The following is a 25,106-nucleotide window of genomic DNA, read 5'->3' on the forward strand; positions in this document are numbered from 1 at the left end:
TTCCCCCCAAGGGCCGATCCCGATGAGCTACTCCGACACCACCCGCGCGCGCTACGCCGCCGAACTGGATTCCATCCGCGAGCAGGGCCTGTTCAAGGGCGAGCGCGTGATCGTCTCGCCGCAGTCGGCGCAGATCGAGCTGGAGGGCGGGCGCAAGGTGCTGAACTTCTGCGCCAACAACTACCTGGGCCTGGCCGACCATCCCGACGTGATCCAGGCCGCCAAGGAGGCGCTGGACAGCCACGGCTTCGGCATGGCCTCGGTGCGCTTCATCTGCGGCACGCAGGACCTGCACAAGCAGCTGGAAAAGAAGATCGCCGAGTTCTTCGGCACCGAGGACACCATCCTCTACGCCGCCTGCTTCGACGCCAACGGCGGCCTGTACGAGCCGCTGCTGGGCGAAGAGGATGCGATCATTTCCGATGCGCTCAACCACGCCTCGATCATCGACGGCATCCGCCTGTGCAAGGCCAAGCGCTTCCGCTACGCCAATTGCGACATGGCCGACCTGGAAAAGCAGCTGCAGGCGGCCGACGCCGCGGGCGCGCGCACCAAGCTGATCACCACCGACGGTGCGTTCTCGATGGACGGCTTTATCGCGCCGCTGGACAAGATCGCCGCGCTCGCCGCCAAGTACGACGCGATGGTGCATATCGACGAATGCCACTGCACCGGCTTCCTCGGCGACAGCGGCCGCGGCTCGGCTGAAGTCAACGGCGTGATGGACAAGATCGACATCTTCACCGGCACCCTGGGCAAGGCGCTCGGCGGCGCGCTGGGCGGCTTCACCACCGGCAGCGCCGAAGTGATCGAACTGCTGCGCCAGCGCTCGCGTCCTTATCTGTTTTCCAACTCGCTGCCGCCGCACGTGGTGGCCGCGGCGCTGAAGGTGTTCGACATGCTGTCCAGCGCGGGCGAGCTGCGCCAGCGCGTGCAGGAGAACACCCGCTACTTCCGCGAGCAGATGAGCCAGGCCGGCTTCGACATCAAGCCGGGCGTGCACCCGATCGTGCCGGTGATGATCTACGACGCCAAGAAGGCGCAGGCCATGGCGGCGAAGCTGCTGGAGGAAGGCATCTACGTCACCGGCTTCTTCTATCCGGTGGTGCCACAGGGCCAGGCGCGCATCCGCACGCAGATGAGCGCGGCGCATACGCGCGAGCACCTGGACCGCGCGATCGCGGCGTTCACCAAGGTGGGCCGCGAGCTTGGGGTGATCGGCTGAGCATCGACGGGGGAGCGGTTGCGCTCCCCCGCTTTCGCTATTGCAGCGCGCTGAGTTCGGCGCGGTAGCGCCAGGTTTCGGTAGTGGCCGATTGCACGGCATCGCCGATGTCGCGCTGTGCAGCTTCGTCGTTCGCCAGCAGCGAACCGAGGCTGCGTTCGAAACCGTCATAGCTGGCCCAGCGATCGCGGGCCACCAGCAGCATGTATTGCGCCGAGTCGCCGCCGGTGACCAGGCGATACCAGGTATGGGCCGGTGCGCCGGGTTCCTGCTGCAAGGCCTGGCGTGCGACGGCCAGCGCGCGTTCGAAACGCGCCTCTATGCCAAGCCGCACGTGCACGTGCGTCACCTGCATGGTGGCGCTGGGCTTGCGGTTCTCCAGTGGCGTACCGGTGCTGGCTTCGCGCAGCAGCACATAGGTGGGCTGTCCCATCGGGATGGCATACGCAGACACGTTGGCGCGGAAATCGGCGCCGTCGCCCGCTACGTCCACCCGATGATCGAAGGCGGCGAACGGCTCGCCCACGCTGGCGTCGACGAACCAGCCGCTGCGCTCGCCGTCCTCGATGGTCCAGCCGTACCAGGACAGCGGATCGCGGTGGGCGCGATGCCATGCGAGGTGCTGGCGGTAGCCCTGCTCGAACTTATCGGCGGCGCCGGTTTGCATGCGGTAGAGGTAGAAATGTGCGGCATGGCCCGGGGTGGCCTGGCTTGGGGTGGCCTGGCCCGGGGCGGCCTGGCTCGGGGCAGCATGGGCGGGCAAGGCCAGGCACAGGGCTAGCAGAAACGGGTGGCAGCGGCTCATGGGGATTCCTGGCGGGTGGGCGGCTGCGATTCTCGGCTTGCCGCTGCCTTCGCGGCCATGCGAATCTTTTTGGGCTTGCGGCGAAAATTTTTCGCCCCTCATCCCCTCCTCGCCCAGGGTTCCGCGCATGAATGTGGAGTTGCGTTATCTGCACGCGTTCCGCGCCGTCTGCGAAGGCGGCAGCCTGCGCGCTGCCGCCGCGTCGCTGCACCGCACCGAGCAGGCGGTGAGCTACCAGCTGCGCAAGCTGGAGGAAGCGCTGGGCATGCCGCTGTTCCGCCGCGGACAGGGTCCGCTGGTGCCCAACGCCGCCGGCGAGCGGCTGCTGGCGTTCTGCCGCGACATGGGGCGCGACCTGGCCAAGGTGCACGAGGCGATGCGCGACGAGCCGGCGCAACCGCTGCGCATCGCGGCGGTGAGCGGCTTCGGGCGCTATGAACTGCTGCCGCTGTTCCGCGAAGGGCCGCTGGCGGATGTGCCGATCCGCATGAGCTTTCCCACCGCGGAAGAAGTGGTGCGGCAGGTGGAAACCGGCGCCAGCGATCTGGGCTTCGTGCATCTGATGCTGCCGCATGGCGCCTTGCGCCTGGTTGCGGTCGGCATGGAGCAGGCGGCCTTGATCGCATCCGCACGGCAGAGTTTGCCAACGCTGGATATCGCCGCGCTGGCCCAGGCCGATTACGTGACCTATGACGAGAGCGACTACGTGTTCGCCACCTGGTTCACCCAGGTGCTGGGCGAGAAGCCCGCACGGCTGCGCAGCGTGGCGCATTTCGAGGAACTGGAAGAAGTGCTGGACTGGGTGGCGGCCGGCCGGGGGCTGTCGGTCGTGCCGTATGCGTGCGCGCGGGAGGCCGAGGCGCGCGGCGACGTCGTCGCCGTGGGGCGCGAGAGCAAGCCTTGCTTCAATACGATCTATGCGGTGATGGATCCGGCGCGCACGCATCCGCTGCAGGAGCGCACGCTGGACGTGGTGCGGGAGCAGTTGCGCGGCTGATCAGCGCGATAGCGCGGCGACTTCCTCGGGGCGCAGGTGGCGCCACCGGCCCTTGGCGAGTTCGCCCAAAGGCAGCGTGCCGATGGCCACGCGGATCAGCCGCAGCACGCCGATGCCATGCGCTTCGAGCAGGCGGCGGATATGGCGGTTGCGGCCTTCGTCGAGGACGATCTCCAGCCAGGCGTTCTTTTCGCCCGTGCGCAGCAGCGTGGCCTGCTTCGCGGCAAGGCGTTCGCCTTCGTCCACTACGCCTTCGGCCAGGCGCTCCAGCAGCGCGGCGTCCGGCACGGCGTCGATCTGCACGTGGTAGGTCTTGTCAACGTGGTGGCGCGGCTCGGTGAGGCGAGCGGCCCAGGCGCTGTCGTTGCTCAGCAGCAGCAGGCCTTCGCTGGCCTTGTCCAGGCGGCCGACCGGGCCGAGCCAGGGCAGGCCGGCGTCCTTCAGCAGGTCGTAGACGGTGTCGCGGCCGCGCTCGTCGGCGGCGCTGACCACGATGCCGCGGGGTTTGTTGAGGATGATGTAGACGCGCTGCGTCTCGCTGACCGGGGCGCCGTCGAGCAGGATGCGTTGGCGGGCGGCGTCGGCGGGGCGTTCCGGGTCGAGCACCACGCGGCCGTCCACGCTGACGCGGCCTTCGCGTATGGCCTTCTCCGCCCGGCTGCGCGAGCACACGCCAAGCTTGCTGAGCACGCGGGCCAGGCCGTGCTTCGGCGCGGCTGCGGCACCGCGGCCCGGCGTGATTCGCCTGCCCTGCCCTTGCTTTCGGTCCATGCCGGTCATCGTGCCCCAGTCCGCCCAAAAGAAAAGCCCGGCTTGCGCCGGGCTTTTCCACGCGACCTTGCGGTCGTGATTACTGCTGGACCTGCAGCTCGGTGCGACGGTTACGGGCGCGGCCCGAATCCGTGTCGTTGCTGTCGATCGGGTCGTTCTTGCCGTGACCGATCGGGCCCTGCAGGCGGCTGGCGTCGACGCCGTGGCCGGTCAGGTAGTCGAACACGATCTGCGCGCGACGCTCCGACAGGCTCTGGTTGTAGGCGTCCTTACCGACCGAGTCGGTGTAGCCGGCAACCGTCACCTTCACCTGCGGGTAGCGCTGCAGGGTGTCGATGGCCTGGTCGAGGATGGCGATCGAGTCGGCGCTGGGCTCAGCCAGGGCCTTCTTGATGTCCTTCTCGCCCTTCTTCGGACGGTCGAACTTGAAGTTCACGCCGCGCAGGTCGATGACGACCTGCTTCGGGCAGCCGTCCGGACCGACGATGGTACCGGCGGGCGTACCCGGGCACTTGTCGTCGCAGTCGTTCACGCCGTCACCGTCGCTGTCCAGCTTGGAGCAGTCCGGAGCCGGCGGCGGCGGCGGGGTGGCGGCCACCGGGGCAGCCGGCGGAGCGCCGAAGCGCGACACCACGCTGAAGCCCAGGAACCAGTCGCCGTAGCCGTTCTTCTCCGGCTGGGTCTTGTCGTCCCAGTCGTAGCGGTAGCCGGCTTCCGCACGGATGTCGCTGCTGTCGGTGATCGACTTGGAGATACCGACGCCCAGCTCGGCGGCCGGCGACCAGGCCTTGTCGAAACGGCTGTGGTGGTAGCTGCCCATCACGCCGGCAAGCAGGTACGGACGCCATGCGTCGGCCGCGCCGAAGTAGTAGCGGGCGGTCACGCCGTAGTTGTTGTTGGACCAGTTGCCGCCACCGACCTTGGAGTCGATGTCGCGCTTGGTGCGATCGATGAACAGGTCGATCGAGGTGTTCGGCGCGATGAACTTGCCGACGCCCAGGCCGTAGTAAACCTGACGGCTGTTGGTGTTGCGGTCGGTGTCGTTGTAGTAGCCGCCGACGGTCGGGGCAATGTACCAACGGTCATCGAAACCGGCGGGTGCGCTGGAGCTGCTGTCCTGCGCGTGAACGGCACCCACGCCGCCCAGGGCCAGGGCAATCAGAAAATACAAGCCCTTACGATTCATCAGGTGTCTCCTCGTTTATTGGTTTTCGCGTCCGTTCCACCCCAGACGGAAATCGCGCGTCAGAACTTCAGGGTTCGACATTCGGGGGCCTCATGGCTCCCTGCTTGGCGTTCCTAACAGCAAGCGGCGCAGAGTGTAGCAAAACCGTTAAGAGATACACACGTCCCTTAACAGGTAAACGTGACAGCTTAAGCTTTTGGTGGGTTCTCGTTCAGGCAAATTCGCGTGAAAACGCGCCTCACCGAAAGTTCTTCGCACATGGCTGCGAGGCAAAAGAAAAGCCCGGCTCGCGCCGGGCTTTTCTGACGACCATGCGGTCGGTTACTGCTGGACCTGCAGCTCGGTGCGACGGTTGCGGGCGCGGCCGGCATCCGTGTCGTTGCTGTCGATCGGGTCGTTCTTGCCGTGACCGATCGGACCCTGCAGGCGGCTGGCGTCGATGCCGTGCGAGGTCAGGTAGTCGAACACGATCTGCGCGCGACGCTCCGACAGGCTCTGGTTGTAGTCGTCCTTGCCGACCGAGTCGGTATAGCCGGCGACCGTGACCTTCACGTTCGGATAGCGGCCCAGGGTGTCCACGGCCTGGTCCAGGATCGCGATCGAGTCGGCGGTCGGGGTGGCCAGGGCCTTGCCGATCTCGCCAGCCTTCACGTGGCCCTTCTTCGGATAGTCGAACTTAAAGTTCACGCCGCGCAGGTCGATCACGACCTTCTGCGGGCAACCATCCGGACCGACGATGGTGCCGGCCGGCGTACCCGGGCACTTGTCGTCGCAATCGTTCACGCCATCGCCGTCGCTGTCGAGCTTGGAGCAATCCGGCGGCGGCGGCGGGGGCGGCGTGGTGGTCGGGGCAGCCGGCGGAGCGCCGAAGCGCGACACCACGCTGAAGCCCAGGAACCAGTCGCCGTAGCCGTTCTTCTCCGGCTGGGTCTTGTCGTCCCAGTCGTAGCGGTAGCCAGCTTCCGCGCGGATGTCGCTGCTGTCGGTGATGGTCTTGGAGATACCGACGCCCAGCTCGGCGGCGGGCGACCACGCGTTGTCGAAGCGGCTGTGGTGGTAGCTGCCCATCACGCCGGCCAGCAGGTACGGACGCCATGCGTCCCACGCGCCGAAGTAGAAGCGCGCCGCGGCGCCGAAGTTGTTGTTGGACCAGTTGCCGCCACCGATCTTGGAATCGATGTCGCGCTTGGTGCGGTCGATGAACAGGTCGATCGAGGTGTTCGGCGCGATGAACTTGCCGACGCCCAGGCCGTAATAGACCTGGCGGCTGTTGGTATTGCGGTCGGTATCGTTGTAGTAGCCGCCCACGGTGGGGGCGATGTACCAGCGGCCGTCGTAAGTGGGCGTGGCGCTGGCAGTGTCCTGCGCGTGAGCGGCACCTACGCCGCCCAGGGCAAGCGCGATCACGAAGTACAAGCCCTTACGTTTCATCAGGTGTCTCCTCGTTTATTGGTTTTCGCGTCCGTTCCACCCCCAGGCGAACGACCCTGCGGGCCGTGCCGCCATGAGTCCCGGCCGATGCCGGCCTTGAAGCCAAACCACCCGAAACGGGCGCAGAGAGCTTAGCAAAAAACAAACAATTCTCCGAACGCCCGTTCAGTTTTTAGCTCACACCGTCTTTACAACGTGAAGAGTTCCAGGAATTCCTGAACAGGCATGGCGTCCAGCCTGCTCGGGTCTGCTATCGCGTGGAGGATCGCCCCGACCTTGTGCCCGGGCAAGTGCCCGCGCATCGCCGCCTCGAATTTGCCGAGCAGCACCGGGATGCCTTCCGCCCGGCGCCGGCGATGGCCGATCGGATAATCGACGGTGATCTTTTCCGTACTGCTGCCATCTTTAAAGAACACCTGCACCGAGTTGCCGATAAAGCGCTTGTCGGGGTCGTAGTAGTCGCGGGTGAAGCGCGGGTCCTCGCTGACCGCCATGCGGGCGCGCAAGGCATCGATGCGCGGGTCGGCGGCGACCTCGTCGCCGTAGTCCTCGGCGGTCAGGCGGCCGAAGATCAGCGGCACGGCCACCATGTACTGGATGCAGTGGTCGCGGTCCGCGTAGTTGGCCAGCGGGCCGGTCTTGTCGATGATGCGCGCGCCCGCCTCCTGGGTCTCGATCGCCACCTGGTCGATCTCGTCGAGGCGGCCGGCCACCTGAGGGTGCAGCCGCATGGCGCACTCCACCGCGGTCTGCGCGTGGAACTCGGCCGGGTAGCTGAGCTTGAACAGCACGTTCTCCATCACATAGCTGCCGAACGGCCGCTCGAAGCGGAAGGCGCTTCCCTTGAACGCCACGTCGTAATAGCCCCAGGTCGCCGCGCTCAGCGCGGATGGATAGCCCGCCACGCCGCGGTAGACCGCATGGATCGCATGGGTCACCGCGCGCCGGCAGGCGTCGCCCGCCGCCCAGCTCTTGCGCGGGCCGGTGTTCGGGGCGTGGCGGTAGGTGCGCAGGGCGCCGTTGTCGATCCAGCTGTGCGAGACGGCGGTGACGATCTGCTCCCTGCTGCCGCCCAGCATGGCGGCGGCCACCGCGGTGGAGGCCAGCCGGACCAGGATCACGTGGTCCTGCCCCACTCTATTGAAGCTGTTGAGCAGGGCGTAGCAGCCCTGGATCTCGTGCGCCTTGATCGCCCAGCCCAGCACCTCGCGCACGGTAAGCGCCGTGCCGCCCTCGCGCTGGGCCTTGCGGCCGAGATAGTCGGCCACGGCCAGGATCGCGCCGAGGTTGTCGGAGGGGTGGCCCCACTCGGCCGCCAGCCAGGTGTCGTTGAAATCCAGCCAGCGGATCTGCGTACCGATGGCGAATGCCGCCTGCACCGGGTCCAGCTCGTAGCTGGTGCCCGGCACGCGCGCACCGCCCGGCAGCACGGCGCCCGGCACCAGCGGGCCGAGGTGCTTGACGCATTCGGGAAACTTCATCGCCAGCATTGCCGCAGCCAGCGAATCCAGCAGCATGTAGCGCGCCGTGTCGTAGGCCTCGGCGGAATCGATGCGGTAGTCGAGGACGTAGTCGGCGACGTCGACCATCGCCTGGTCGGGCGACGGCCGCTCGGCGGAGCGGATGTCATGCGAACTCATGAAGCCCCTCTCCTGGCAAGCCTGATCGAGACCACTAACCATGTCGCCGCATCCGGCGGCAGTCAACGCCCGCCCCCGCCGAATCAGACTGCAGGCAGGCGCACCCAACCTTCCATCAGCACGCGCGCGCTGCGGCTCATCACCGCCTTGGTCACCGTCCACGCACCGCCGACCTGCGCCGCTTCGGCGCCGACCCGCAGCGTTCCCGAGGGATGGCCGAAGCGCACCGCATGGCGCTCGCCGCCGCCGGCCGCGATGTTGACCAGGGTGCCGGGAATCGCCGCCGCCGTGCCGATCGCCACCGCCGCCGTACCCATCATGGCGTGGTGCAGCTTGCCCATCGACATGGCGCGCACCAGCAGATCGATGTCGCCCGCCTTCACCGCCTTGCCGCTGGAAGCGACGTAGTCCGCCGGCGCGGCGACGAACGCCACCTTCGGCGTGTGCTGGCGCGTGGCGATCTCCTCCAGCGAACCGATCAACCCCATGCGCAACGCGCCATGCGCGCGGATGGTCTCGAACATCGCCAGCGCCTTCGGATCGCCGTTGATCGCGTCCTGCAGCTCGGTGCCGGTGTAGCCGATCGCCGCGGCCTCGACAAAGATGGTGGGGATGCCGGCATTGATCATGGTCGCCTTGAGCGTGCCGACGCCCGGCACATCCAGGTCGTCCACCACGTGGCCGGTGGGGAACATCGCCCCGCCCGCACCCTCTTCGTCCGCGGCCGGATCCATGAATTCCAGCTGCACTTCCGCCGCCGGGAACGTCACGCCGTCGAGTTCGAAATCGCCGGTCTCCTGCACCGCGCCGCCGGTCATCGGCACATGGGCAATGATCGTCTTGCCGATATTGGCCTGCCAGATGCGCACCACGGCCACGCCGTCGCGCGGCACACGTGCGGGGTCGACCAGGCCGCCCGCGATAGCGAACGGACCGACCGCCGCCGACAGGTTGCCGCAGTTGCCGCTCCAGTCGACGAAGGCCTGGTCGATCGCCACCTGGCCGAACAGGTAGTCCACGTCATGGTCGGCGCGCGTGCTGCGCGACACGATCACCGTCTTGCTGGTGCTGGAGGTGGCGCCGCCCATGCCGTCGATCTGCTTGCCGTACGGGTCGGGGCTGCCGATCACCCGCTGCAGCAGCGCATCGCGCGCGGCGCCGGGCACCTGCGCGGCTTCGGGCAGGTCCTGCAGGCGGAAGAACACGCCTTTGCTGGTGCCGCCACGCAGATACGTGGCGGGAATGCGCAGCTGGGGAGCGTGGGCCATGGTCATGCCGCCTGCGAAGCTTCGAGGAAGTCCTGCGCGAAACGCTGCAGCACGCCGCCCGCTTCGTAGATCGACACTTCTTCGGCGGTGTCGAGGCGGCAGGTCACCGGCACGTCGACGCGTTCGCCGTTGCGGCGGTGGATCACCAGCGTAAGTTCCGCACGCGGCGTGCGCGCGCCGATCACGTCGAAGGTTTCGCTGCCGTCGATGCCCAGGGTCTTGCGGTCGGTGCCGGGCTTGAACTCCAGCGGCAGCACACCCATGCCGATCAGGTTGGTGCGATGGATGCGCTCGAAGCCTTCCGCCGCGATCGCTTCCACGCCGGCCAGACGCACGCCTTTGGCAGCCCAGTCGCGCGACGAACCCTGGCCGTAGTCGGCGCCGGCGATCACGATCAGCGGCTGCTTGCGTTCCATATACGTCTCGATCGCTTCCCACATGCGCATGACCTTGCCTTCCGGCTCCACGCGCGCGAGCGAGCCCTTCTTCACCGCGCCGTCGACCACCGCCATCTCGTTGAGCAAGGTGGGATTGGCGAAGGTGGCGCGCTGCGCGGTGAGGTGGTCGCCGCGGTGGGTGGCGTAGGAATTGAAGTCTTCTTCCGGCAGGCCCATCTTCGCGAGGTATTCGCCCGCGGCGCTGTCCAGCAGGATCGCGTTGGACGGCGACAGATGGTCGGTGGTGATGTTGTCGCCCAGCACCGCCAGCGCGCGCATGCCCTTGAGCGTGCGCTCGCCGGCCAGGGCGCCCTCCCAGTACGGCGGACGGCGGATATACGTACTCTGCGCGCGCCAGTCGTACAGCGGCGCGGCCGTGGTGCCGCCCTGGCCGCTGCGCGCGAACATCGGCTCGTAGACTTTGCGGAACTGTTCCGGCTTCACGCTGGAGGACACGATCGCATCGATCTCCTCGTCGCTGGGCCAGATGTCCTTGAGCAGCACCGGCTGGCCGTTGGCGTCGACGCCGAGCACGTCCTTCTCGATATCGAAGCGGATAGTGCCGGCAATGGCGTACGCCACCACCAGCGGCGGCGAAGCGAGGAAAGCCTGCTTGGCGTACGGATGAATGCGGCCATCGAAGTTGCGGTTGCCGGAAAGCACCGCGGTGGCGTACAGGTCGCGCTCGATGATTTCCTGCTGGATCTTCGGATCCAACGCACCGGACATGCCGTTGCAGGTGGTGCAGGCGAAGGCCACGATGCCGAAGCCGAGCTGTTCCAGTTCCGGCAGCAGGTTCGCTTCCTTCAGGTACAGCTCCACCGCCTTGGAACCGGGCGCCAGCGAACTCTTCACCCACGGCTTGCGGGTAAGGCCGCGCGCATTGGCATTGCGCGCGAGCAGCGCCGCGGCGATCACGTTGCGCGGATTGCTGGTGTTGGTGCAGCTGGTGATGGCCGCGATGATCACCGCGCCATCGGGCATCTGGCCCGGCTGTTCCTGCCACTCGCCGGCGATGCCGCGCGCGGCGAGATCGGCCGTCGGCAGGCGCTTGTGCGGGTTGGACGGGCCCGCCATGTTGCGTACCACCGAGGACAGATCGAAGCTCAGCGTGCGCTCGTACTGCGCGGCGGCCAGCGTATCGGCCCACAGCCCGGCGGCCTTGGCATAGGTTTCCACCAGCTTGACCTGCTCGTCGCTGCGGCCGGTCAGGCGCAGGTAGTCGAGGGTCTGGCCGTCGATAAAGAACATCGCGGCGGTGGCGCCGTATTCGGGCGCCATGTTGGAGATGGTGGCGCGATCGCCCAGCGTCAGGCTGGCCGCGCCTTCGCCGCGGAATTCCAGGTAGGCGCCGACCACTTTCTCCTTGCGCAGGAATTCCGTCAGCGCCAGCACGATGTCGGTGGCGGTGATGCCGGGCTGGCGCTTGCCGGTCAGTTCCACGCCGACGATGTCCGGCAGGCGCATCCACGAGGCGCGGCCGAGCATCACGTTCTCTGCTTCCAGGCCGCCGACGCCGATGGCGATCACGCCCAGTGCGTCCACGTGCGGCGTGTGGCTGTCGGTGCCGACGCAGGTGTCGGGGTAAGCCACTCCCTCCTGCACCTGGATCACCGGCGACATCTTCTCCAGATTGATCTGGTGCATGATGCCGTTGCCCGGAGGAATCACGTCGACGTTCTCGAACGCTTGCTTGGTCCACTCGATGAAGTGGAAGCGGTCCTCGTTGCGGCGATCCTCGATCGCGCGGTTCTTGGCAAAGGCCTGCGGATCGAAACCGCCGCATTCCACCGCCAGCGAGTGATCGACGATCAGCTGCACCGGCACCACCGGATTGACCTTGGCCGGATCGCCGCCGCGCTCGGCGATCGCATCGCGCAGGCCGGCGAGGTCGACCAGGGCGGTCTGGCCGAGGATGTCGTGGCAGACCACGCGCGCCGGGAACCACGGGAAGTCGCGCTCGCGCTTGCGCTCGATCAGCTGCCGCAGCGAATCGGCCAGGATCGCCGGATCGCAGCGGCGCACCAGGTTCTCGGCCAGCACGCGCGAGGTGTACGGCAGCGTGTCGTAGGCGCCCGGCTGCAGCGCCTCCACGGCGGCGCGCGCATCGAAGTAATCCAGCGAGGTGCCGGGAAGGGGTTTGCGGTAGTCGCTATTCATATGTGTCGAGAACCCAGGAAGAGATTGCCCGGCCCGCGTCCGCCGGGCGGCGGCCGCTCGCGTCGATGCAAAACCGCCACATTGTAGCGAGGGAAAGCCTTTTGCTTAAGGGTGTTGGCTTGACTGGTATGCACGGCGCCACCGACAATGGCGGGCACTAATCCCAAAGGGGAGTAGTTCCGGACGCGCCGCAGCGGGCGTCCGTGCAGTGGTCGTCATCACGGGCGGAGCACCGCCCCGGTCACTGCAACGGTTCTGCCGGGAACGAGACTTTTGCGGTAATCACGAGGCTGCGTGCGCTCGTGGTTGCTGCATTCGTCCCGCGCGCAGGAACATGAACCGCCATGGATTTCCTCACCCCCGAATTCTTCTCCGGCCTGCTGGCCATCGTCCTGCTCGACCTCGTGCTGGCGGGCGATAACGCCATCGTCATCGCCATGGCCGCGCGCAACCTGCCCAAGCAGCTGCAGAAGAAGGCGGTGTTCTGGGGCAGCTTCGGCGCGGTGGCGGTGCGCGTGGCGCTGACCGCCGTGGTGGTCTACCTGCTCAAGCTGCCCGGCCTGATGCTGGTCGGCGGCCTGCTGCTGCTGCCCATCGCCTGGAAGCTGCTGCGCTCGGACGAGGGCGACGGACACCAGGTGAGCGCCGCGGCGGGATTCTGGACGGCGATCCGCACCATCGTGGTGGCCGACGCACTGATGGGCCTGGACAACGTGCTGGCGATCGCCGGCGCCTCCGGCGGCCACATGGTGCTGGTGATCATCGGCCTGGCCATCAGCGTGCCGCTGGTGGTGTGGGGCTCCACCCTGATCCTGAAGCTGATCGAACGCTTCCCGGTCATCGTCTACATCGGCGCCGGCGCGATCGCCTGGACCGCCGCGCGCATGATCGCGCACGACCACCTGCTGCACGACTGGTTCGATGCGCACGGCTGGGCGCGCTACGCGCTGGACGTGCTGCTGGTGGCCGCGGTGTGCGGCGGCGGGTGGTATGTGCAGAAGCGGCGCGCGAAGCTTGCGTGAGTCGAAAACGGGCGGCCACGAGTGTGCCGCCCACTCCAAACCCCGTCATTCCGGCGCAGGCCTGAATCCAGTGACGACGACGTCCGATGGTCGCGTCGACGCAAAAGCGGCACGTGCGGCGTGATCTCTCGATCCAGCGCGGCCGCTACTGGATTCCGGCCTGCGCCGGAATGACGAGCTTTTAGCACCGCCGCGGCGCGCTCAATACATCATCGGCACCCGCACCGTCACCGTCGCATCCGGCGTATCGCGCGTCACGCCCACGCCCAGGGTGAAGTTGAGCGTGCGCTTGTCGCTGAAGCGGTACGAGCCGCCGATCAGCAAGGTGCCCAGCACCGTCTTCACCGAACCGGCCACCCGACGGTTGTTCTGCTTGGTCACGCCTACCCAGCTCTGGTCGTAGCCGATGCTGAAGGAGGCCTTCTCGTTGAGCGCCAGGCCCATGCCCACGCTGACGTCGGCCACGTCGCCGACCTGGATCTTGCCGAGGTTCTCCTTGCCCGCCAGCACCAGGGTGCGGCTGACGTTGTTGCGCGCGAAGTTGTGCAGGTAGCTGACGTTGCCGAAGAACACCACCGGGTCGGACGGATACAGCCAGGTCACGCCCGGCTGCAGCGAGTAGAAGCCGCTGCCGGTAGGCAATTGCAATGGCAGGCCGGTGCCGGTGGCGTTCTGCACGCAGCGCTGCACGCAGTCGGTGGTGACCTCGAACGGATCGCGGCCGGTGCGCGATTTCGCGCGCAGCCAGGCCACGTAATAAGCCTTGTCGGCGCCGCCGTCGTTGAGCTGGTAGCGCAGCGTCGCCTCGATGTCGCCCAGGCCGCTGCCGCTGGCGCCGAAGGCGCGGTCGGTGGCGCTGCCGGTGAAAATCTCGCGGCTGATGGTGTCGGTGTGCCCATGCACGAAGGGAATGCGCACCTCCGCTTCCATCCGGTTGGTGATGCCGTAGCGCAGCGCGATCGCACCGGTCTGCGTGGTGGTCTTCACCTGGCGCACGTCGACCAAGCCAATCAGGATCGCCGGAATGATGGTGTAGCCCACCAGGGCCACGCGGTCCGCCGAGGAATAACCGAACTGGTACGAGGGCTCGACGATCAGCTTGCCGGGCGGCGTCAGCACGCCGGGCTGGTCGAAGATCGGCGCCACTTCGGGCGGGCGCGAGTCGCGCTGCGGCGCCTGGCCGACGGGCTGCGTGTCTTCCGGGCCCGCAGCGGCCACCGCATCGGCCGGCATCGGCAAGGCCGTGGCCGAACTGCCGGCCGCGCGGATATTGCCGGCGCGCTGACGGTCCAGCACATCCAGGCCCACTGCCTGGCGCAGCTCGCGGTATTGGGCTTCCTGCGCGGCGAGCGTGCGCTTCATCAATTCGAGCTGTTCCATCTGGGCGGCGATCTGGCTGCGCATGGCATCCAGGCGCTCGCCTTGCGCCTTCACCTGCTGGTGCAGTTCGTCGGATTCCGCTGCGGGCGCTTGCTGCGCGGCGACTGTGCTGGCCATGAGCGCCAAGCCCACGGCTGCGGCGACGCTATGCCTTACCCCACGATTCCCGATCATCACCCTCTCCCCGGTTCCTTGATTGGCACCTTCTTCTCTCACTCTCCAAGAGCAAACCCTTCTCCCTCTGGGAGAAGGTGGCGGCAGCCGGATGAGGGTTCGGGCGGAGTGGTGCGCTTCGCTCCGCGCGTACCCTCACCCCAACCCCTCTCTCCCACAGGGACTACCTTCGGGTCGCCGATGGGAGAGGGGCTCACCCTCAGCGGCCGAGCGGATTGGCCAGCGCCGATTGCAGGCTCTGGCCCAGGTTCAAGTTGCGGAACGCGCCGAGCGTGTTCACCGAAACATTGAGCGTGGTCATCGCCGCGATACGCTGGTTGTCGAGCGTGTTCTGCACCACGGTGGTCGCGGCGTTCTGGCCGAGCGCAGCCGGGTCGACCGCGTTGCCGGGTCCCACCTGCACCACGGCGGCCGTATTGATGGCTGCCGATAAAGCACTGGCCTGCGCCGGCGTGAGATGCGCGACGTCGGGAATCTGGATATGCGTGGACGCGACCAGGTTGCCGTCGACGTACACCACGCGGTCCAGCCCCAGCGACGCCACCAGGCCCGTGCCGAGATCGAAGCCGCCGCGCGCCGCATCGAGGCGCGCCTCGCTTACCGGCGTCCACTGCGCGACCACCTGTTCGTCCGCGTAGGCGCGCGGCGCCGCCAGCGCCGTCGCGACCAGCAGCGCCAACCCCAGGCCGGCGCGATGCGTGCGCATGCTCATATGTCCCCCGGCCCCCGCTTGGGGAGGGTGATGCCGTCCAGGCCGCGGCGGTCGATGCTGGTGCCGAGCGGCGCCAGCGGCGCGGCGCGCCAGTCGGACGGGCTGTTGAAGACCGCCAGCGTGCGGCGGTTGTGGATGACGAAGACCAGGCGGTTCTTCCACATCGCCTCGAAGCGTGCCCGCGGCAGCGAGCGCGTGCCCAGCGCGGGATCGCCGATCAGCACGCGGTCGTAGAGCAGGCCTTTCACCACCACGAAATGGTGATAGCCGCGCTCGTCGATCAGCACGATCGCCGGCAGGCGTTCCTGCTGCAGCTTGTCCAGCGGCACTTCGAAACCATCGGCGTCGAAGCCGTTGGCGGCCAGATAGCGCTTGATGTCCAGCAGCGAGAAGCCTTCGCGGCCGATCTTGGCGCGGTCGCCGTGCGCATACATCTGCGCGAACGCGGCTTGCTCGTCGACCGGATAGCCGTATTGATAGGTAAGCAGCGTCGCCACCGCCGCCGAGCCGCAGCTGAAGTCGTACTTCTGCCGGATGGTGTTGCGGAAGCGCGCTTCCTTCAGGCTAGTGAGCCTGAGGCTGAGGCTCTGCCCCTGCGCGCCCGGCACCGTGATCGACGCAGCCGGCGCCGCGCCGTGCCAGCACAGCGCGGACAGCAGCAGCACCGGCAGCCATGGCCTCATGGCGCTACTGCCGGAACTGCACGTTGATGATGGTGGCGTTCTGGATCAGCACATTGTTGCCGGTGTTCTGGATCACCATCGGCACGCCGGCGGCCCCCTGGAAGGAGCCTGCGCTGATCGAGTTGGCGCCGGTGGCCACGTCGTCGGCCTGGTTGTTGCTCACCGTGCCGTCGAGGGTCATTTTCGCGCTGACGTCGGCGCCGCCGCTCAAGCTCGCGAGCACCTTGCTGTCGACGCGCGCGCCCAAGCCGTTCACTTCATCGGGATGCGCTGCCGCGGCCGCGCGATAGGCCGATGCGGGCGAGGCGGACAGATACGTGGGCGCCGCTTGCGCCTGCGCCAGCCCCCATGCACCCAGCGACAGGCACGCCATGCCGACGCCGCATGCAGCTGTGATCTTCCTCATGGCGGTTCTCCCTTGCGCGAACGTGGCGGGGCGCGGGCCCCGCCACGCGGTTGCACATCAATGGCCGACGTTGAGGTTGGCCTGCACGTTCACGCTCTGCTGCGTGAGCGCGGCCACGCCGCTGTTCTGCGCCATCACGGTCACGCCTGCCGCCGCTGCCGCGGCGCCTTCCATGTGGTTGGACATGTCGAAGGTGCCCGCCGTAGCCCACGACGCGCCGCCCGCCGCGCCCGCGCCGCCGGCGCCGCCGGCCGCACCGCCGCCCGTGCCCACGCCGCCCTCGCCGCCCATGCCGCCCGCACCCGCGGTGGCATCGGCCGCGCCGCTCGCGCCGCCGGTGGCGGTGGCGCTGCCGCTGGTCGAAGTCGAGGTGCCGCCCGTCGCCGAGCCGCCGGCCCATGCGCCGCTGCCGCCGGTCGAGGTGCCGCCGGTGCTGTTGCGGCGCGCATCCGCGCTGGCGTTGCCGTAGTTGTCGCCGTCGCTTCCGCCGCCCCACGCGCCCGCGCCTGCCGCTGCGCCGCCGCTGGTGCCCGAGCTGTCGCCGACGCGGCCGCTGCGCGCATGCGCGTTGCCGCCGCTGCCGCCTGAGCCGCCGCCGCCGCCCGTGCCGTAGCCGCCATAGGCATCGCCGCCGGAACCGCCGCGTGCGCCATTGGCATTGCCCCAGTTCTGCGCGACGTTGCCGATGCCGCTGACCTGGATATCGGTCACCGTGCCGTCGAGCCGGCTGACCGCCACCGCCTTGCTGTTATTGAACGAGTTGGTGACCGCCGAAGTGGCCGTGCCGCCGTTGTTGGCGGATGCCGCGCCCACTGCCGATGCATTGGCATCGCCCACGTTGTTGCGGTCGTTGCCCTGGCTCGAATTGGTCCGGGTATGAGTGGAGCTGTTGTTGTGCGAGTTGGTCGAATTGTCGTCGTCTGCCATGGCGGGTAGCGTCAAGCCGATGCCAAGCAGAATTGCCGTGGCGATGAGTGTCTTGCGCATGGACTCTCTCCTGCGGAACAGTGGCCCCCTGGTACGCCGAGCTACGCGGCTTCCAGACGTGGCAACATGCATGCCACTGGCTTCCACCGTTTCGCATCGCGCGAAATCCTTGCGCGCAGTCAAGCACTTGCATGGCGCGAAACCGATCGCGCCGCTGAACGCCGGGAATGGCAGCGGGTCCGAGTGCATCAATCGTGTTACGCCGCGCAGACGCGCGCAGGCCCCAAAGGGCTGAAAACAAGGGCGCACGCAGCCCGCCACCACTCGGTGCAGGCCACGCTTCGCTACGCTGTAACAGCGGCGTTACGCCCTGTGCCTGCCGGTCAGCAACAAAGCATTACGCGCCGCGAAGAAAGCGGCGCTGATCCCGCTGCCGGATAAAAACATCCGCGGGCGCCGCAACCGGCGCGCCCGCGGACGATGACCGCCTGCCGGCTCAGTACACCAGCGTGGTGTTGGACGCCGTGGCGGTGATGCCGTAGTTGCACTGCGGGCTGGTCGAACCCACCGGGAAGTCCTTGGTCCACGGCGGATTGGCGATCTGCACCTGGTTCAGGTTATAGACCGCGATATTGGTGAAGGCGATCGAGCCGTTGCTCGGATAGTGATTGCAACTGCTGACGCCATAGGCCTCCAGCACGCCGCCGAACACCCAGTTGAGCGTGGCGTAAGGGTTGGTGGTGAGCGTGGTGCTGGTGCCCTTGGTCACGTCCTTGGACACGATCTTCCAGGTCGAGCAGGTCACGCCGGGCGAACAGTTGGAATACGTGTCGCCGGTGATGCTGTCGCCCACCGACACGTTGATCGGCGAGCTGTGGTACGTGGTGCCGCTGACGCAGCAGTTCCAGCTGGCCAGGGTCCACTTGTGGTCGTTGTAGCCGTTCCAGCCCAGCACCGGCTGCAGGATCGACTGCACGTTCGGCAGCTGCTCGAGTCCAGGGAAGAAATAGATCACTTGGCTGGCCGAGGTGGTCGGGTTGCTCGGCACCTTCCAGCTGGCCACGATGCGGCCGATCGCCACGCTGCTGGAATAATTGGTGTCGATCACCCAGCCGTTGATGGTCGGGTTGTGCGCGGCCGGGAAGCTCACCGCCCCGTTCGGCTCGATCCGCGTGCCGTTCAGCGCGAAGTGCGGCTGCGAGCACAGCGCGGGCTTGCGCAGCGAACCGTCGACGCGGCGGATATTGCCGTCCTTGTGCAGCTCCTCGCCTTCATGCACTTCCTGCACGCAGGCAGGATCGAAGTAACCATTGGGTGTCACCACGAAATTGCTTGGCACGCCCTGCGGGCGCAGCTGCAGCTCCATCGCGCTCACCGAGGTGAGAGCCGCGTCGGGCTTCAACGCGGCCTGCTCGGCGGCTTGCGCGCCGACGGCGACGGCCAGCAAGGACAAGACGGCGATCAACGATGCGCCGAACCTGCTCCGGCGCGTTCTTCCGATGAATCTATTCATGGGTCGCACACTCCTGATGACGGTTGGGATAGCGCCCTCCTGGCGTGGTGCGCAACGTCTTCGCACGCGGCGTGCGGGTGCGAAGACAGGCCGCGCGTATGGCCGTCCAGATGGCCGGGGAAGTTGACACCGAATGCGGATTCCTTGCTGCGAAGCACGCGTACAACCGGTGTGAATGGAAGGCCGCCACTTCTTCACCGGCCGCAGACGATGCTGACGCGAACGCAAGAACATGCGAAATGCCATGCGGCGGAAACAAAAAAGGGAGCCCGCGGGCTCCCTTCTTTCCGTGCCGGACGGCTTGCGCTCAGCGCTTTTCGATCGGCACGTAAGCCTGGTCTTCCGGACCGGTGTAGTTCGCGCTCGGGCGGATGATCTTGCCGTCCTGGCGCTGCTCGATCACGTGCGCGCTCCAGCCGGAGGTGCGCGCGATGACGAACAGCGGCGTGAACATCGCGGTGGGCACGCCCATCATGTGGTACGCGCTGGCCGAGAACCAGTCGAGGTTGGGGAACATCTTCTTCAGTTCCCACATCAGCTTCTCGATGCGCTCGGACACCTCGAACAGGGTCGGGTTGCCGCCTTCGGTGCACAGCTTGCGCGAGACCTCCTTGATGATCTCGTTGCGCGGGTCGGACACGGTGTACACCGGATGGCCGAAGCCGATGATGATCTCCTTGCGCTCGACGCGGGCGCGGATGTCGGCTTCCGCCTCGGCCGCGTTGCGGTAGCGCGCGATGATCTCCATCGCCACTTCGTTGGCGCCGCCGTGCTTGGGACCGCGCAGCGCGCCGATCGCGCCGGTGATGGCGGAATACATGTCCGAACCGGTGCCGGCGATGACGCGCGCGGTGAAGGTGGACGCGTTGAACTCGTGCTCGGCGTACAGCACCAGCGACTTGTCCAGCGCGTGCGCGTGCAGCTCGCTGGGCTTCCTGTTGTGCAGCAGGTGCAGGAAGTGGCCGGCGATCGACTCGTCGTCGGTCTCGGTCTCGATGCGCTTGCCGTTGTGGCTGAAGTGGTACCAGTACAGCAGCATCGAGCCGAAGCTGGCCATCAGGCGGTCGGCGATGTCGCGCGCGCCGGTGAGGTTGTGGTCGTCCTTCTCCGGCAGCACGGTGCCCAGCACCGAGCAGCCGGTGCGCATCACGTCCATCGGATGGGTGGCGGCCGGCAGCAGTTCCAGCGCGCTCTTCACCGGCGCGGGCAGGCCGCGCAGGCGCTTGAGCTTGGCGCGGTAGGCGTTGAGTTCGGCCCAGTTCGGCAGCACGCCGTGCACCAGCAGATAGGCGACCTCCTCGAAGCAGCCCTTGGCGGCCAGGTCGTGGATGTCATAGCCGCGGTAATGCAGGTCGTTGCCGCTGCGGCCGACCGTGCACAGCGCGGTATTGCCCGCGGCCACGCCCGACAGGGCGACGGATTTCTTGGCCTTGGGGAGGACTTGCTCGCTCATCGATGGTTCTCCTGCACGCATGAATCTTTATGGACGAAGGCGGCGCGCGCCTCCGTGGGGAAAGCGGCGCTCAGCCCTTCTTGGCGAAGAGCTCGTCCAGGCGGCGCTCGAAATCGTGATAGCCGATGCGGTCGTACAGCTCCTCGCGCGTCTGCATGGTGTCGATCACGTTGCGCTGGTGGCCGTCGCGGCGGATCGCCTGGTAGACGTTCTCGGCGGCCTTGTTCATGGCGCGGAACGCGGACAGCGGATACAGCACGATGCCGACGCCGGCTTCGCGCAGTTCGTCGACGCTGAACAGCGGCGTCTTGCCGAACTCGGTGATATTGGCCAGCACCGGCACCTTCACCGCATCGGCGAAACGGCGGTAAGTCGGCAGGTCGTAGACGGCCTCGGCGAAGATGCCGTCGGCGCCGGCTTCGACGCAGGCGATGGCGCGCTCGATCGCCGCATCCACGCCTTCGGTCTGGATGGCGTCGGTGCGCGCGATCAGGAAGAAGTCCGCATCGGTCTTGGCGTCCGCCGCCGCCTTCACGCGGTCGGCCATCTCGCCGGAAGAAACGATTTCCTTGCCCGGGCGGTGGCCGCAGCGCTTGGCGCCGACCTGGTCCTCGATATGGCAGGCGGCCGCGCCGAACTTGATCAGGCTCTTCACCGTGCGGGCGATATTGAATGCGCTGGGGCCGAAGCCGGTGTCGATGTCCACCAGCAGCGGCAGGTCGCACACGTCGGTGATGCGGCGCACGTCGGTGAGCACGTCGTCCAGCGTATTGATGCCCAAGTCCGGCAGGCCCAGCGAGCCGGCCGCGACACCGCCGCCGGAGAGATAGATCGAACGGTAGCCGGCGCGCCTGGCGAGCAGAGCGTGGTTGGCATTGATGGCACCGATGACCTGCAGCGGCTGCTCTTCGGCCAGTGCGGCGCGGAAGCGCGCGCCGGGGGATGCGTTGTGGGTCATGGAACCTCCGCGTAAAGCGGCGATTTTAGCGCGCGGAGCGGGTCCAACCCGTGCTGCGGCGCGTCAAAGATCGCACCAATCGCGTACCACAGGCGTCGATATGCGTATCGCCGGGCGCCGTATCGCTACCTACATTCGCTTGCATGAGTACACCCACCCGACTTGCCACACGCATTCTCCAGGGCCTGCTGATCGGCATTGCCGCCGCGGTGCTCACCCTCGCCATCGGCCGCTTTTATCCGGGTGCGCTGAAGGCCATGCAGGCCTTCGCCGCCACCGTGCTCGATCCGCTCGGCCAGGTGTTCCTGCGCCTGCTGTTCTTCGTAGTGATCCCGCTGGTATTCGCCTCGCTCGCTTCCGGCGTGGCGCAGCTGGGCCGGCTCGGCCGCCTCGGGCCGCTGGCCGGGCGCACCTTTGCGCTGTTCGCGGCCAACATGCTGATCGCGGTGGCGCTGGGCCTGCTGATGATGAACCTGCTGCAGCCGGGCCATCAGCTGGAACCGGGTTCGCGCGAGCGGCTGATGCAGGAATACGGCGGCAGCGCGCACCTGGCGGTGGAGCGCCAGCAGCAGCGACCGGCGCTGACGCCGGCCGCAGTGGTGGACATGTTCATGCCGCGCAATCTGTTCGGCGCCTTCGTCGGTAACGATCGCGGCATGCTCGGCGACGTGCTGCCGCTGATCCTGTTCGCCATCCTGGTCGGTGCGGCGGCCACCCTGCTGGACGATGAAAAGCGCCGCCGGCTGCAGGCGGGGCTGGATCTGGTGAGCGAGCTGATGACCGGCATCGTCGGCTTCGCGCTGCGGCTGGCGCCGGTGGCGGTGCCGGCGATGATCTACAGCGTGATCGTGAAGATCGGCACCGATGCGCTGCTCACCCTGGCCGTGTTCGCCGCCGGTTGCGCCTTCGCGCTGGCGCTGCATCTGTTCGGCACCATGTCGCTGTGGCTGCGCCTGCTGGCCGGGCGCTCGCCGCTGGCCTGGTTCCGGCAGGTGCGGCCGGTACTGATCACCGCGTTCTCCACCAGTTCCAGCAGCGCCACCCTGCCCGCCTCGCTCGCACTGGCCCGCGATCAGCTCAAGCTCTCGCCCAGCACCGCCGGCTTCGTGCTGCCGCTGGGCGCCACCATGAATATGAGCGGCACCGCCCTGTTCGAAGGCTGCGTGGTGCTGTTCGTGGCCCAGGCCTTCGGCGTGGAACTGGCGCTGGGCCAGCAGTGCGTGCTGATGCTGCTGGCCGTGCTCAGCGCGGTGGCGGTGGCCGGCATCCCCGGCGGCTCCATGCCGTTGATCGCCGGCCTGCTTGCCACTTTCGGGGTGCCGCCGGACGGCATCGGCCTGGTGCTGGGGGTGGACCGCATCCTGGACATGCTGCGCACCACGGTGAACGTGGGCGGCGACCTGGTCGCCGCCACCGTGGTGGACGTCCAGGCCAGCCGCGCTGGCACCTGACCAGGCTCGCGTTCCTGTCACGATGGCGGGCGCAGACTTCAGGTCTTGCGCCGGGGTCGGCTATCGATAGTCGCCATCTATCACCACCATCCCGACAATCGATTAGATAAATCCCGTTGCCGGCGCTAATCTTTGCTGCTTCCAACCACCACAACACGGGAAAACAACCGATGTCGTTGATCAACACCGAAATCAAACCGTTCAAGGCGCAGGCTTACAAGGACGGCAAGTTCATCGAAGTGACGGACGCCAGCCTCAAGGGCAAGTGGTCGGTGGTGGTGTTCTACCCGGCGGACTTCACCTTCGTCTGCCCGACCGAGCTCGAGGACCTGGCCGACCATTACGCCGAATTCCAGAAGCTGGGCGTGGAGATCTACGGCGTGTCCACCGACACCCACTTCGCGCACAAGGCATGGCACGACACCTCCGACGCGATCAAGAAGGTGAAGTACACCCTGATCGGCGATCCGACCGGCACCATTACCCGCAACTTCGACGTGATGATCGAAGAGGAAGGCCTGGCGCTGCGCGGCACCTTCGTGATCAATCCGGAAGGCCAGATCAAGCTGTGCGAGATCCATGACAACGGCATCGGCCGCGACGCTTCCGAGCTGCTGCGCAAGGTGAAGGCCGCGCAGTACGTCGCCTCCCACCCGGGCGAGGTGTGCCCGGCCAAGTGGAAGGAAGGCGACAAGACCCTGAAGCCCTCGCTCGACCTGGTTGGCAAGATCTAAGCCACGCTTTTCCGCGATACGCGGCCCGCTGCATCGGGCCGCTCCGGACCCGGCGTCCTGCCGGGTCCGCTTTCCGAAGACGCAAGTTGCCCGCGACGCCTGGCTCCGGCCAAGTGCTCGCGGCGCTCACCCCGAATTCCCCGAAACAACGGAGCAACCACCATGTTGGACGCCGATCTGAAGACCCAATTGCAGGCCTACCTCGAAAAGGTCACGCACCCGATCGAGCTGGTGGCCTCCCTCGACGACAGCGCCGCCTCGCAGGAACTGGCCGGGCTGCTGGAAGACATCGCCTCGCTGTCCGACAAGGTCAGCCTGAGCCGCGCCGGCAAGGATGCGCGCAAGCCTTCGTTCGCGATCAGCCGCGTCGGCACCGACGTCGAAGTGCGCTTCGCCGGCATCCCGCTCGGCCACGAATTCACCTCCCTGGTGCTGGCCCTGCTGCAGGTCGGCGGCCATCCGTCCAAGGCCGCGCCGGAGCTGCTGGAGCAGGTGCGCAACCTCGAAGGCGAGTACCGCTTCGAGACCTTCATGTCGCTCTCCTGCCACAGCTGCCCGGACACCGTGCAGGCGCTGAACCTGATGAGCGTGGTCAACCCCAATATCAAGCACGTGGCCATCGACGGCGCGCTGTTCCAGGACGAGGTGAACGAGCGCCAGGTGATGGCCGTGCCCACCGTGTTCCTCAACGGCGAAGCCTTCGACCAGGGCCGCATGACGATCGAGCAGATCGTCGCCCGCCTCGACACCGGCGCCGCCCAGCGCGACGCCAGGAAGATCGACGCCAAAAAGCCATTTGACGTGCTGGTGGTCGGCGGCGGCCCGGCCGGCGCCGCGGCGGCGATCTACGCCGCGCGCAAGGGCATCCGTACCGGCGTGGCGGCGGAGCGTTTCGGCGGCCAGGTGCTGGACACCATGGCGATCGAGAACTTCATCTCGGTCACCTATACCGAAGGCCCCAAGCTGGCCGCCTCGCTGGAGCAGCACGTGCACGAGTACGACGTGGACGTGATGAACATGCAGCGCGCCGAGAAGCTGGTCGCGCCGGCCGATCCGAACGGCCTGTTCGAAGTGAAGCTGGCCAACGGCGCCACGCTGAAGTCCAAGACGGTGATCCTTTCCACCGGCGCGCGCTGGCGCAACATGAACGTGCCGGGCGAACAGGAATACCGCAACAAGGGCGTGACGTATTGCCCGCACTGCGACGGCCCGCTGTTCAAGGGCAAGCGCGTGGCGGTGATCGGCGGCGGCAACTCCGGCGTGGAAGCGGCGATCGACCTGGCCGGCATCGTCGGCCACGTCACCCTGCTGGAATTCGACGGCAAGCTGCGCGCCGACGAAGTCCTGCAGCGCAAGCTGCGCAGCCTGCCCAACGTAAGGATCATCGTGAACGCGCAGACCACCGAAGTGCTGGGCGACGGCCAGAAGGTCACCGGCCTGGCGTACACCGATCGCCAGAGCGGCGCCGGCGAGCGCGTGGAACTGGAAGGCGTGTTCGTGCAGATCGGACTGCTGCCGAATACCGAATGGCTGAAGGGCACGCTGAAGCTGTCCCCGCGCGGCGAGATCGAAGTGGATGCGCGCGGCGAGACCTCGATCCCCGGCGTGTTCGCCGCCGGCGACGTCACCACCGTGCCGTACAAGCAGATCGTGATCGCCATGGGCGAAGGCGCCAAGGCCTCGCTCAGCGCCTTCGATCATCTGATCCGCATGCCGGTGATCGAAGCGGAAGCTGTCGCGGCCTGATCGTTGCTTAGAACTCGCCCGCCCGCA

The 25,106-nt window shown here is 67.3% G+C and carries 21 protein-coding genes; 6 read left to right on the forward strand and 15 right to left on the reverse strand.

Annotated elements, in window-relative coordinates:
• Positions 1 to 22 precede the first annotated feature (22 nt).
• The gene (gene kbl / locus FHW84_RS21955) at positions 23 to 1,225 is read left to right on the forward strand and encodes a glycine C-acetyltransferase (RefSeq protein ID WP_167258430.1); all 1,203 of its coding nucleotides are present in this window, start codon (positions 23 to 25) and stop codon (positions 1,223 to 1,225) included.
• Between the two features lie 37 nt (positions 1,226 to 1,262).
• On the opposite strand, the gene FHW84_RS21960 is transcribed toward kbl, so the two are convergent.
• Complete coding sequence (locus FHW84_RS21960) at positions 1,263 to 2,030, reverse strand: hypothetical protein (RefSeq protein WP_167258432.1); 768 nt, start codon at positions 2,028 to 2,030, stop codon at positions 1,263 to 1,265.
• 127 nt (positions 2,031 to 2,157) lie between these two features.
• Between FHW84_RS21960 and FHW84_RS21965 the strand changes: the two genes are divergently transcribed.
• Positions 2,158 to 3,027, forward strand: a complete 870-nt coding sequence (locus FHW84_RS21965; RefSeq protein ID WP_167258434.1) for a LysR family transcriptional regulator — start codon at positions 2,158 to 2,160, stop codon at positions 3,025 to 3,027.
• On the opposite strand, the gene FHW84_RS21970 is transcribed toward FHW84_RS21965, so the two are convergent.
• From FHW84_RS21970 to acnD, 6 genes are all read right to left on the reverse strand, one after another.
• A complete protein-coding gene (locus FHW84_RS21970) occupies positions 3,028 to 3,798 on the reverse strand; it encodes a pseudouridine synthase (protein WP_167258436.1) in 771 nt (256 codons plus the stop codon).
• A gap of 79 nt (positions 3,799 to 3,877) precedes the next feature.
• Positions 3,878 to 4,984, reverse strand: coding sequence for an OmpA family protein (locus FHW84_RS21975; RefSeq protein ID WP_167258437.1), 1,107 nt, complete (start codon positions 4,982 to 4,984; stop codon positions 3,878 to 3,880).
• Between the two features lie 321 nt (positions 4,985 to 5,305).
• Positions 5,306 to 6,415, reverse strand: a complete 1,110-nt coding sequence (locus tag FHW84_RS21980) for an OmpA family protein (protein WP_167258439.1) — start codon at positions 6,413 to 6,415, stop codon at positions 5,306 to 5,308.
• Positions 6,416 to 6,603: 188 nt separating this feature from the next.
• Positions 6,604 to 8,055 carry a bifunctional 2-methylcitrate dehydratase/aconitate hydratase gene (locus tag FHW84_RS21985; protein ID WP_167258441.1) on the reverse strand — a complete coding sequence of 484 codons (1,452 nt, stop codon included), beginning with the start codon at positions 8,053 to 8,055 and terminating at the stop codon, positions 6,604 to 6,606.
• A gap of 83 nt (positions 8,056 to 8,138) precedes the next feature.
• Complete coding sequence (gene prpF / locus FHW84_RS21990) at positions 8,139 to 9,323, reverse strand: 2-methylaconitate cis-trans isomerase PrpF (protein WP_167258443.1); 1,185 nt, start codon at positions 9,321 to 9,323, stop codon at positions 8,139 to 8,141.
• Positions 9,324 to 9,325: 2 nt separating this feature from the next.
• Positions 9,326 to 11,920, reverse strand: a complete 2,595-nt coding sequence (gene acnD, locus FHW84_RS21995) for a Fe/S-dependent 2-methylisocitrate dehydratase AcnD (protein ID WP_167258446.1) — start codon at positions 11,918 to 11,920, stop codon at positions 9,326 to 9,328.
• Between the two features lie 344 nt (positions 11,921 to 12,264).
• Between acnD and FHW84_RS22000 the strand changes: the two genes are divergently transcribed.
• A complete protein-coding gene (locus tag FHW84_RS22000; protein WP_167258448.1) occupies positions 12,265 to 12,942 on the forward strand; it encodes a TerC family protein in 678 nt (225 codons plus the stop codon).
• 201 nt (positions 12,943 to 13,143) lie between these two features.
• Here FHW84_RS22000 and FHW84_RS22005 read toward each other — a convergent pair whose 3' ends face one another.
• The 8 genes from FHW84_RS22005 to prpB all read right to left on the reverse strand — a co-directional run bounded on the left by FHW84_RS22005 (position 13,144) and on the right by prpB (position 21,148).
• Positions 13,144 to 14,439 (reverse strand): acetate kinase, encoded by a 1,296-nt coding sequence (locus tag FHW84_RS22005; RefSeq protein WP_243868249.1) that lies wholly within the window; start codon positions 14,437 to 14,439, stop codon positions 13,144 to 13,146.
• Between the two features lie 256 nt (positions 14,440 to 14,695).
• Complete coding sequence (locus FHW84_RS22010; RefSeq protein ID WP_167258451.1) at positions 14,696 to 15,202, reverse strand: hypothetical protein; 507 nt, start codon at positions 15,200 to 15,202, stop codon at positions 14,696 to 14,698.
• A 2-nt stretch (positions 15,203 to 15,204) separates the two neighbouring features.
• Positions 15,205 to 15,891 carry a C39 family peptidase gene (locus FHW84_RS22015; protein WP_167258453.1) on the reverse strand — a complete coding sequence of 229 codons (687 nt, stop codon included), beginning with the start codon at positions 15,889 to 15,891 and terminating at the stop codon, positions 15,205 to 15,207.
• A gap of 4 nt (positions 15,892 to 15,895) precedes the next feature.
• Positions 15,896 to 16,297, reverse strand: a complete 402-nt coding sequence (locus tag FHW84_RS23335; RefSeq protein ID WP_243868250.1) for a hypothetical protein — start codon at positions 16,295 to 16,297, stop codon at positions 15,896 to 15,898.
• 57 nt (positions 16,298 to 16,354) lie between these two features.
• On the reverse strand, positions 16,355 to 17,284 hold the full coding sequence (locus tag FHW84_RS22025; protein WP_167258455.1) for a hypothetical protein: 930 nt from the start codon (positions 17,282 to 17,284) through the stop codon (positions 16,355 to 16,357).
• 436 nt (positions 17,285 to 17,720) lie between these two features.
• Positions 17,721 to 18,677 carry a hypothetical protein gene (locus FHW84_RS22030; RefSeq protein ID WP_167258457.1) on the reverse strand — a complete coding sequence of 319 codons (957 nt, stop codon included), beginning with the start codon at positions 18,675 to 18,677 and terminating at the stop codon, positions 17,721 to 17,723.
• A gap of 367 nt (positions 18,678 to 19,044) precedes the next feature.
• A complete protein-coding gene (gene prpC / locus FHW84_RS22035; RefSeq protein WP_167258459.1) occupies positions 19,045 to 20,190 on the reverse strand; it encodes a 2-methylcitrate synthase in 1,146 nt (381 codons plus the stop codon).
• Between the two features lie 70 nt (positions 20,191 to 20,260).
• Positions 20,261 to 21,148: a methylisocitrate lyase gene (gene prpB / locus FHW84_RS22040; protein ID WP_167258461.1), complete on the reverse strand. Its 888-nt coding sequence runs from the start codon at positions 21,146 to 21,148 to the stop codon at positions 20,261 to 20,263.
• A gap of 143 nt (positions 21,149 to 21,291) precedes the next feature.
• Between prpB and FHW84_RS22045 the strand changes: the two genes are divergently transcribed.
• The 3 genes from FHW84_RS22045 to ahpF all read left to right on the forward strand — a co-directional run bounded on the left by FHW84_RS22045 (position 21,292) and on the right by ahpF (position 25,079).
• Positions 21,292 to 22,599 (forward strand): dicarboxylate/amino acid:cation symporter, encoded by a 1,308-nt coding sequence (locus FHW84_RS22045; protein ID WP_167258463.1) that lies wholly within the window; start codon positions 21,292 to 21,294, stop codon positions 22,597 to 22,599.
• 170 nt (positions 22,600 to 22,769) lie between these two features.
• Positions 22,770 to 23,333, forward strand: a complete 564-nt coding sequence (gene ahpC / locus FHW84_RS22050) for an alkyl hydroperoxide reductase subunit C (protein ID WP_167258465.1) — start codon at positions 22,770 to 22,772, stop codon at positions 23,331 to 23,333.
• A 162-nt stretch (positions 23,334 to 23,495) separates the two neighbouring features.
• Positions 23,496 to 25,079: an alkyl hydroperoxide reductase subunit F gene (gene ahpF, locus FHW84_RS22055; protein ID WP_167258467.1), complete on the forward strand. Its 1,584-nt coding sequence runs from the start codon at positions 23,496 to 23,498 to the stop codon at positions 25,077 to 25,079.
• Positions 25,080 to 25,106: the final 27 nt, after the last annotated feature.

It is taken from the genome of Dyella sp. SG562 (assembly GCF_011759495.1).
GTDB lineage: Bacteria > Pseudomonadota > Gammaproteobacteria > Xanthomonadales > Rhodanobacteraceae > Dyella_D > Dyella_D marensis.

Coding starts and splice junctions, on each gene's coding strand:
- FHW84_RS21980 (WP_167258439.1), bottom strand. CDS start 6,415: ATGAAACGTAAGGGCTTGTACTTCGTGATCGCGCTTGCCCTGGGCGGC.
- FHW84_RS21985 (WP_167258441.1), bottom strand. CDS start 8,055: ATGAGTTCGCATGACATCCGCTCCGCCGAGCGGCCGTCGCCCGACCAG.
- ahpC (WP_167258465.1), top strand. CDS start 22,770: ATGTCGTTGATCAACACCGAAATCAAACCGTTCAAGGCGCAGGCTTAC.
- FHW84_RS22005 (WP_243868249.1), bottom strand. CDS start 14,439: ATGGCCAGCACAGTCGCCGCGCAGCAAGCGCCCGCAGCGGAATCCGAC.
- prpB (WP_167258461.1), bottom strand. CDS start 21,148: ATGACCCACAACGCATCCCCCGGCGCGCGCTTCCGCGCCGCACTGGCC.
- prpC (WP_167258459.1), bottom strand. CDS start 20,190: ATGAGCGAGCAAGTCCTCCCCAAGGCCAAGAAATCCGTCGCCCTGTCG.
- FHW84_RS22045 (WP_167258463.1), top strand. CDS start 21,292: ATGAGTACACCCACCCGACTTGCCACACGCATTCTCCAGGGCCTGCTG.
- FHW84_RS21970 (WP_167258436.1), bottom strand. CDS start 3,798: ATGGACCGAAAGCAAGGGCAGGGCAGGCGAATCACGCCGGGCCGCGGT.
- acnD (WP_167258446.1), bottom strand. CDS start 11,920: ATGAATAGCGACTACCGCAAACCCCTTCCCGGCACCTCGCTGGATTAC.
- FHW84_RS22015 (WP_167258453.1), bottom strand. CDS start 15,891: ATGAGGCCATGGCTGCCGGTGCTGCTGCTGTCCGCGCTGTGCTGGCAC.
- FHW84_RS22025 (WP_167258455.1), bottom strand. CDS start 17,284: ATGCGCAAGACACTCATCGCCACGGCAATTCTGCTTGGCATCGGCTTG.
- FHW84_RS21960 (WP_167258432.1), bottom strand. CDS start 2,030: ATGAGCCGCTGCCACCCGTTTCTGCTAGCCCTGTGCCTGGCCTTGCCC.
- FHW84_RS23335 (WP_243868250.1), bottom strand. CDS start 16,297: ATGAGGAAGATCACAGCTGCATGCGGCGTCGGCATGGCGTGCCTGTCG.
- ahpF (WP_167258467.1), top strand. CDS start 23,496: ATGTTGGACGCCGATCTGAAGACCCAATTGCAGGCCTACCTCGAAAAG.
- FHW84_RS22010 (WP_167258451.1), bottom strand. CDS start 15,202: ATGCGCACGCATCGCGCCGGCCTGGGGTTGGCGCTGCTGGTCGCGACG.
- FHW84_RS21965 (WP_167258434.1), top strand. CDS start 2,158: ATGAATGTGGAGTTGCGTTATCTGCACGCGTTCCGCGCCGTCTGCGAA.
- kbl (WP_167258430.1), top strand. CDS start 23: ATGAGCTACTCCGACACCACCCGCGCGCGCTACGCCGCCGAACTGGAT.
- prpF (WP_167258443.1), bottom strand. CDS start 9,323: ATGGCCCACGCTCCCCAGCTGCGCATTCCCGCCACGTATCTGCGTGGC.
- FHW84_RS22000 (WP_167258448.1), top strand. CDS start 12,265: ATGGATTTCCTCACCCCCGAATTCTTCTCCGGCCTGCTGGCCATCGTC.
- FHW84_RS21975 (WP_167258437.1), bottom strand. CDS start 4,984: ATGAATCGTAAGGGCTTGTATTTTCTGATTGCCCTGGCCCTGGGCGGC.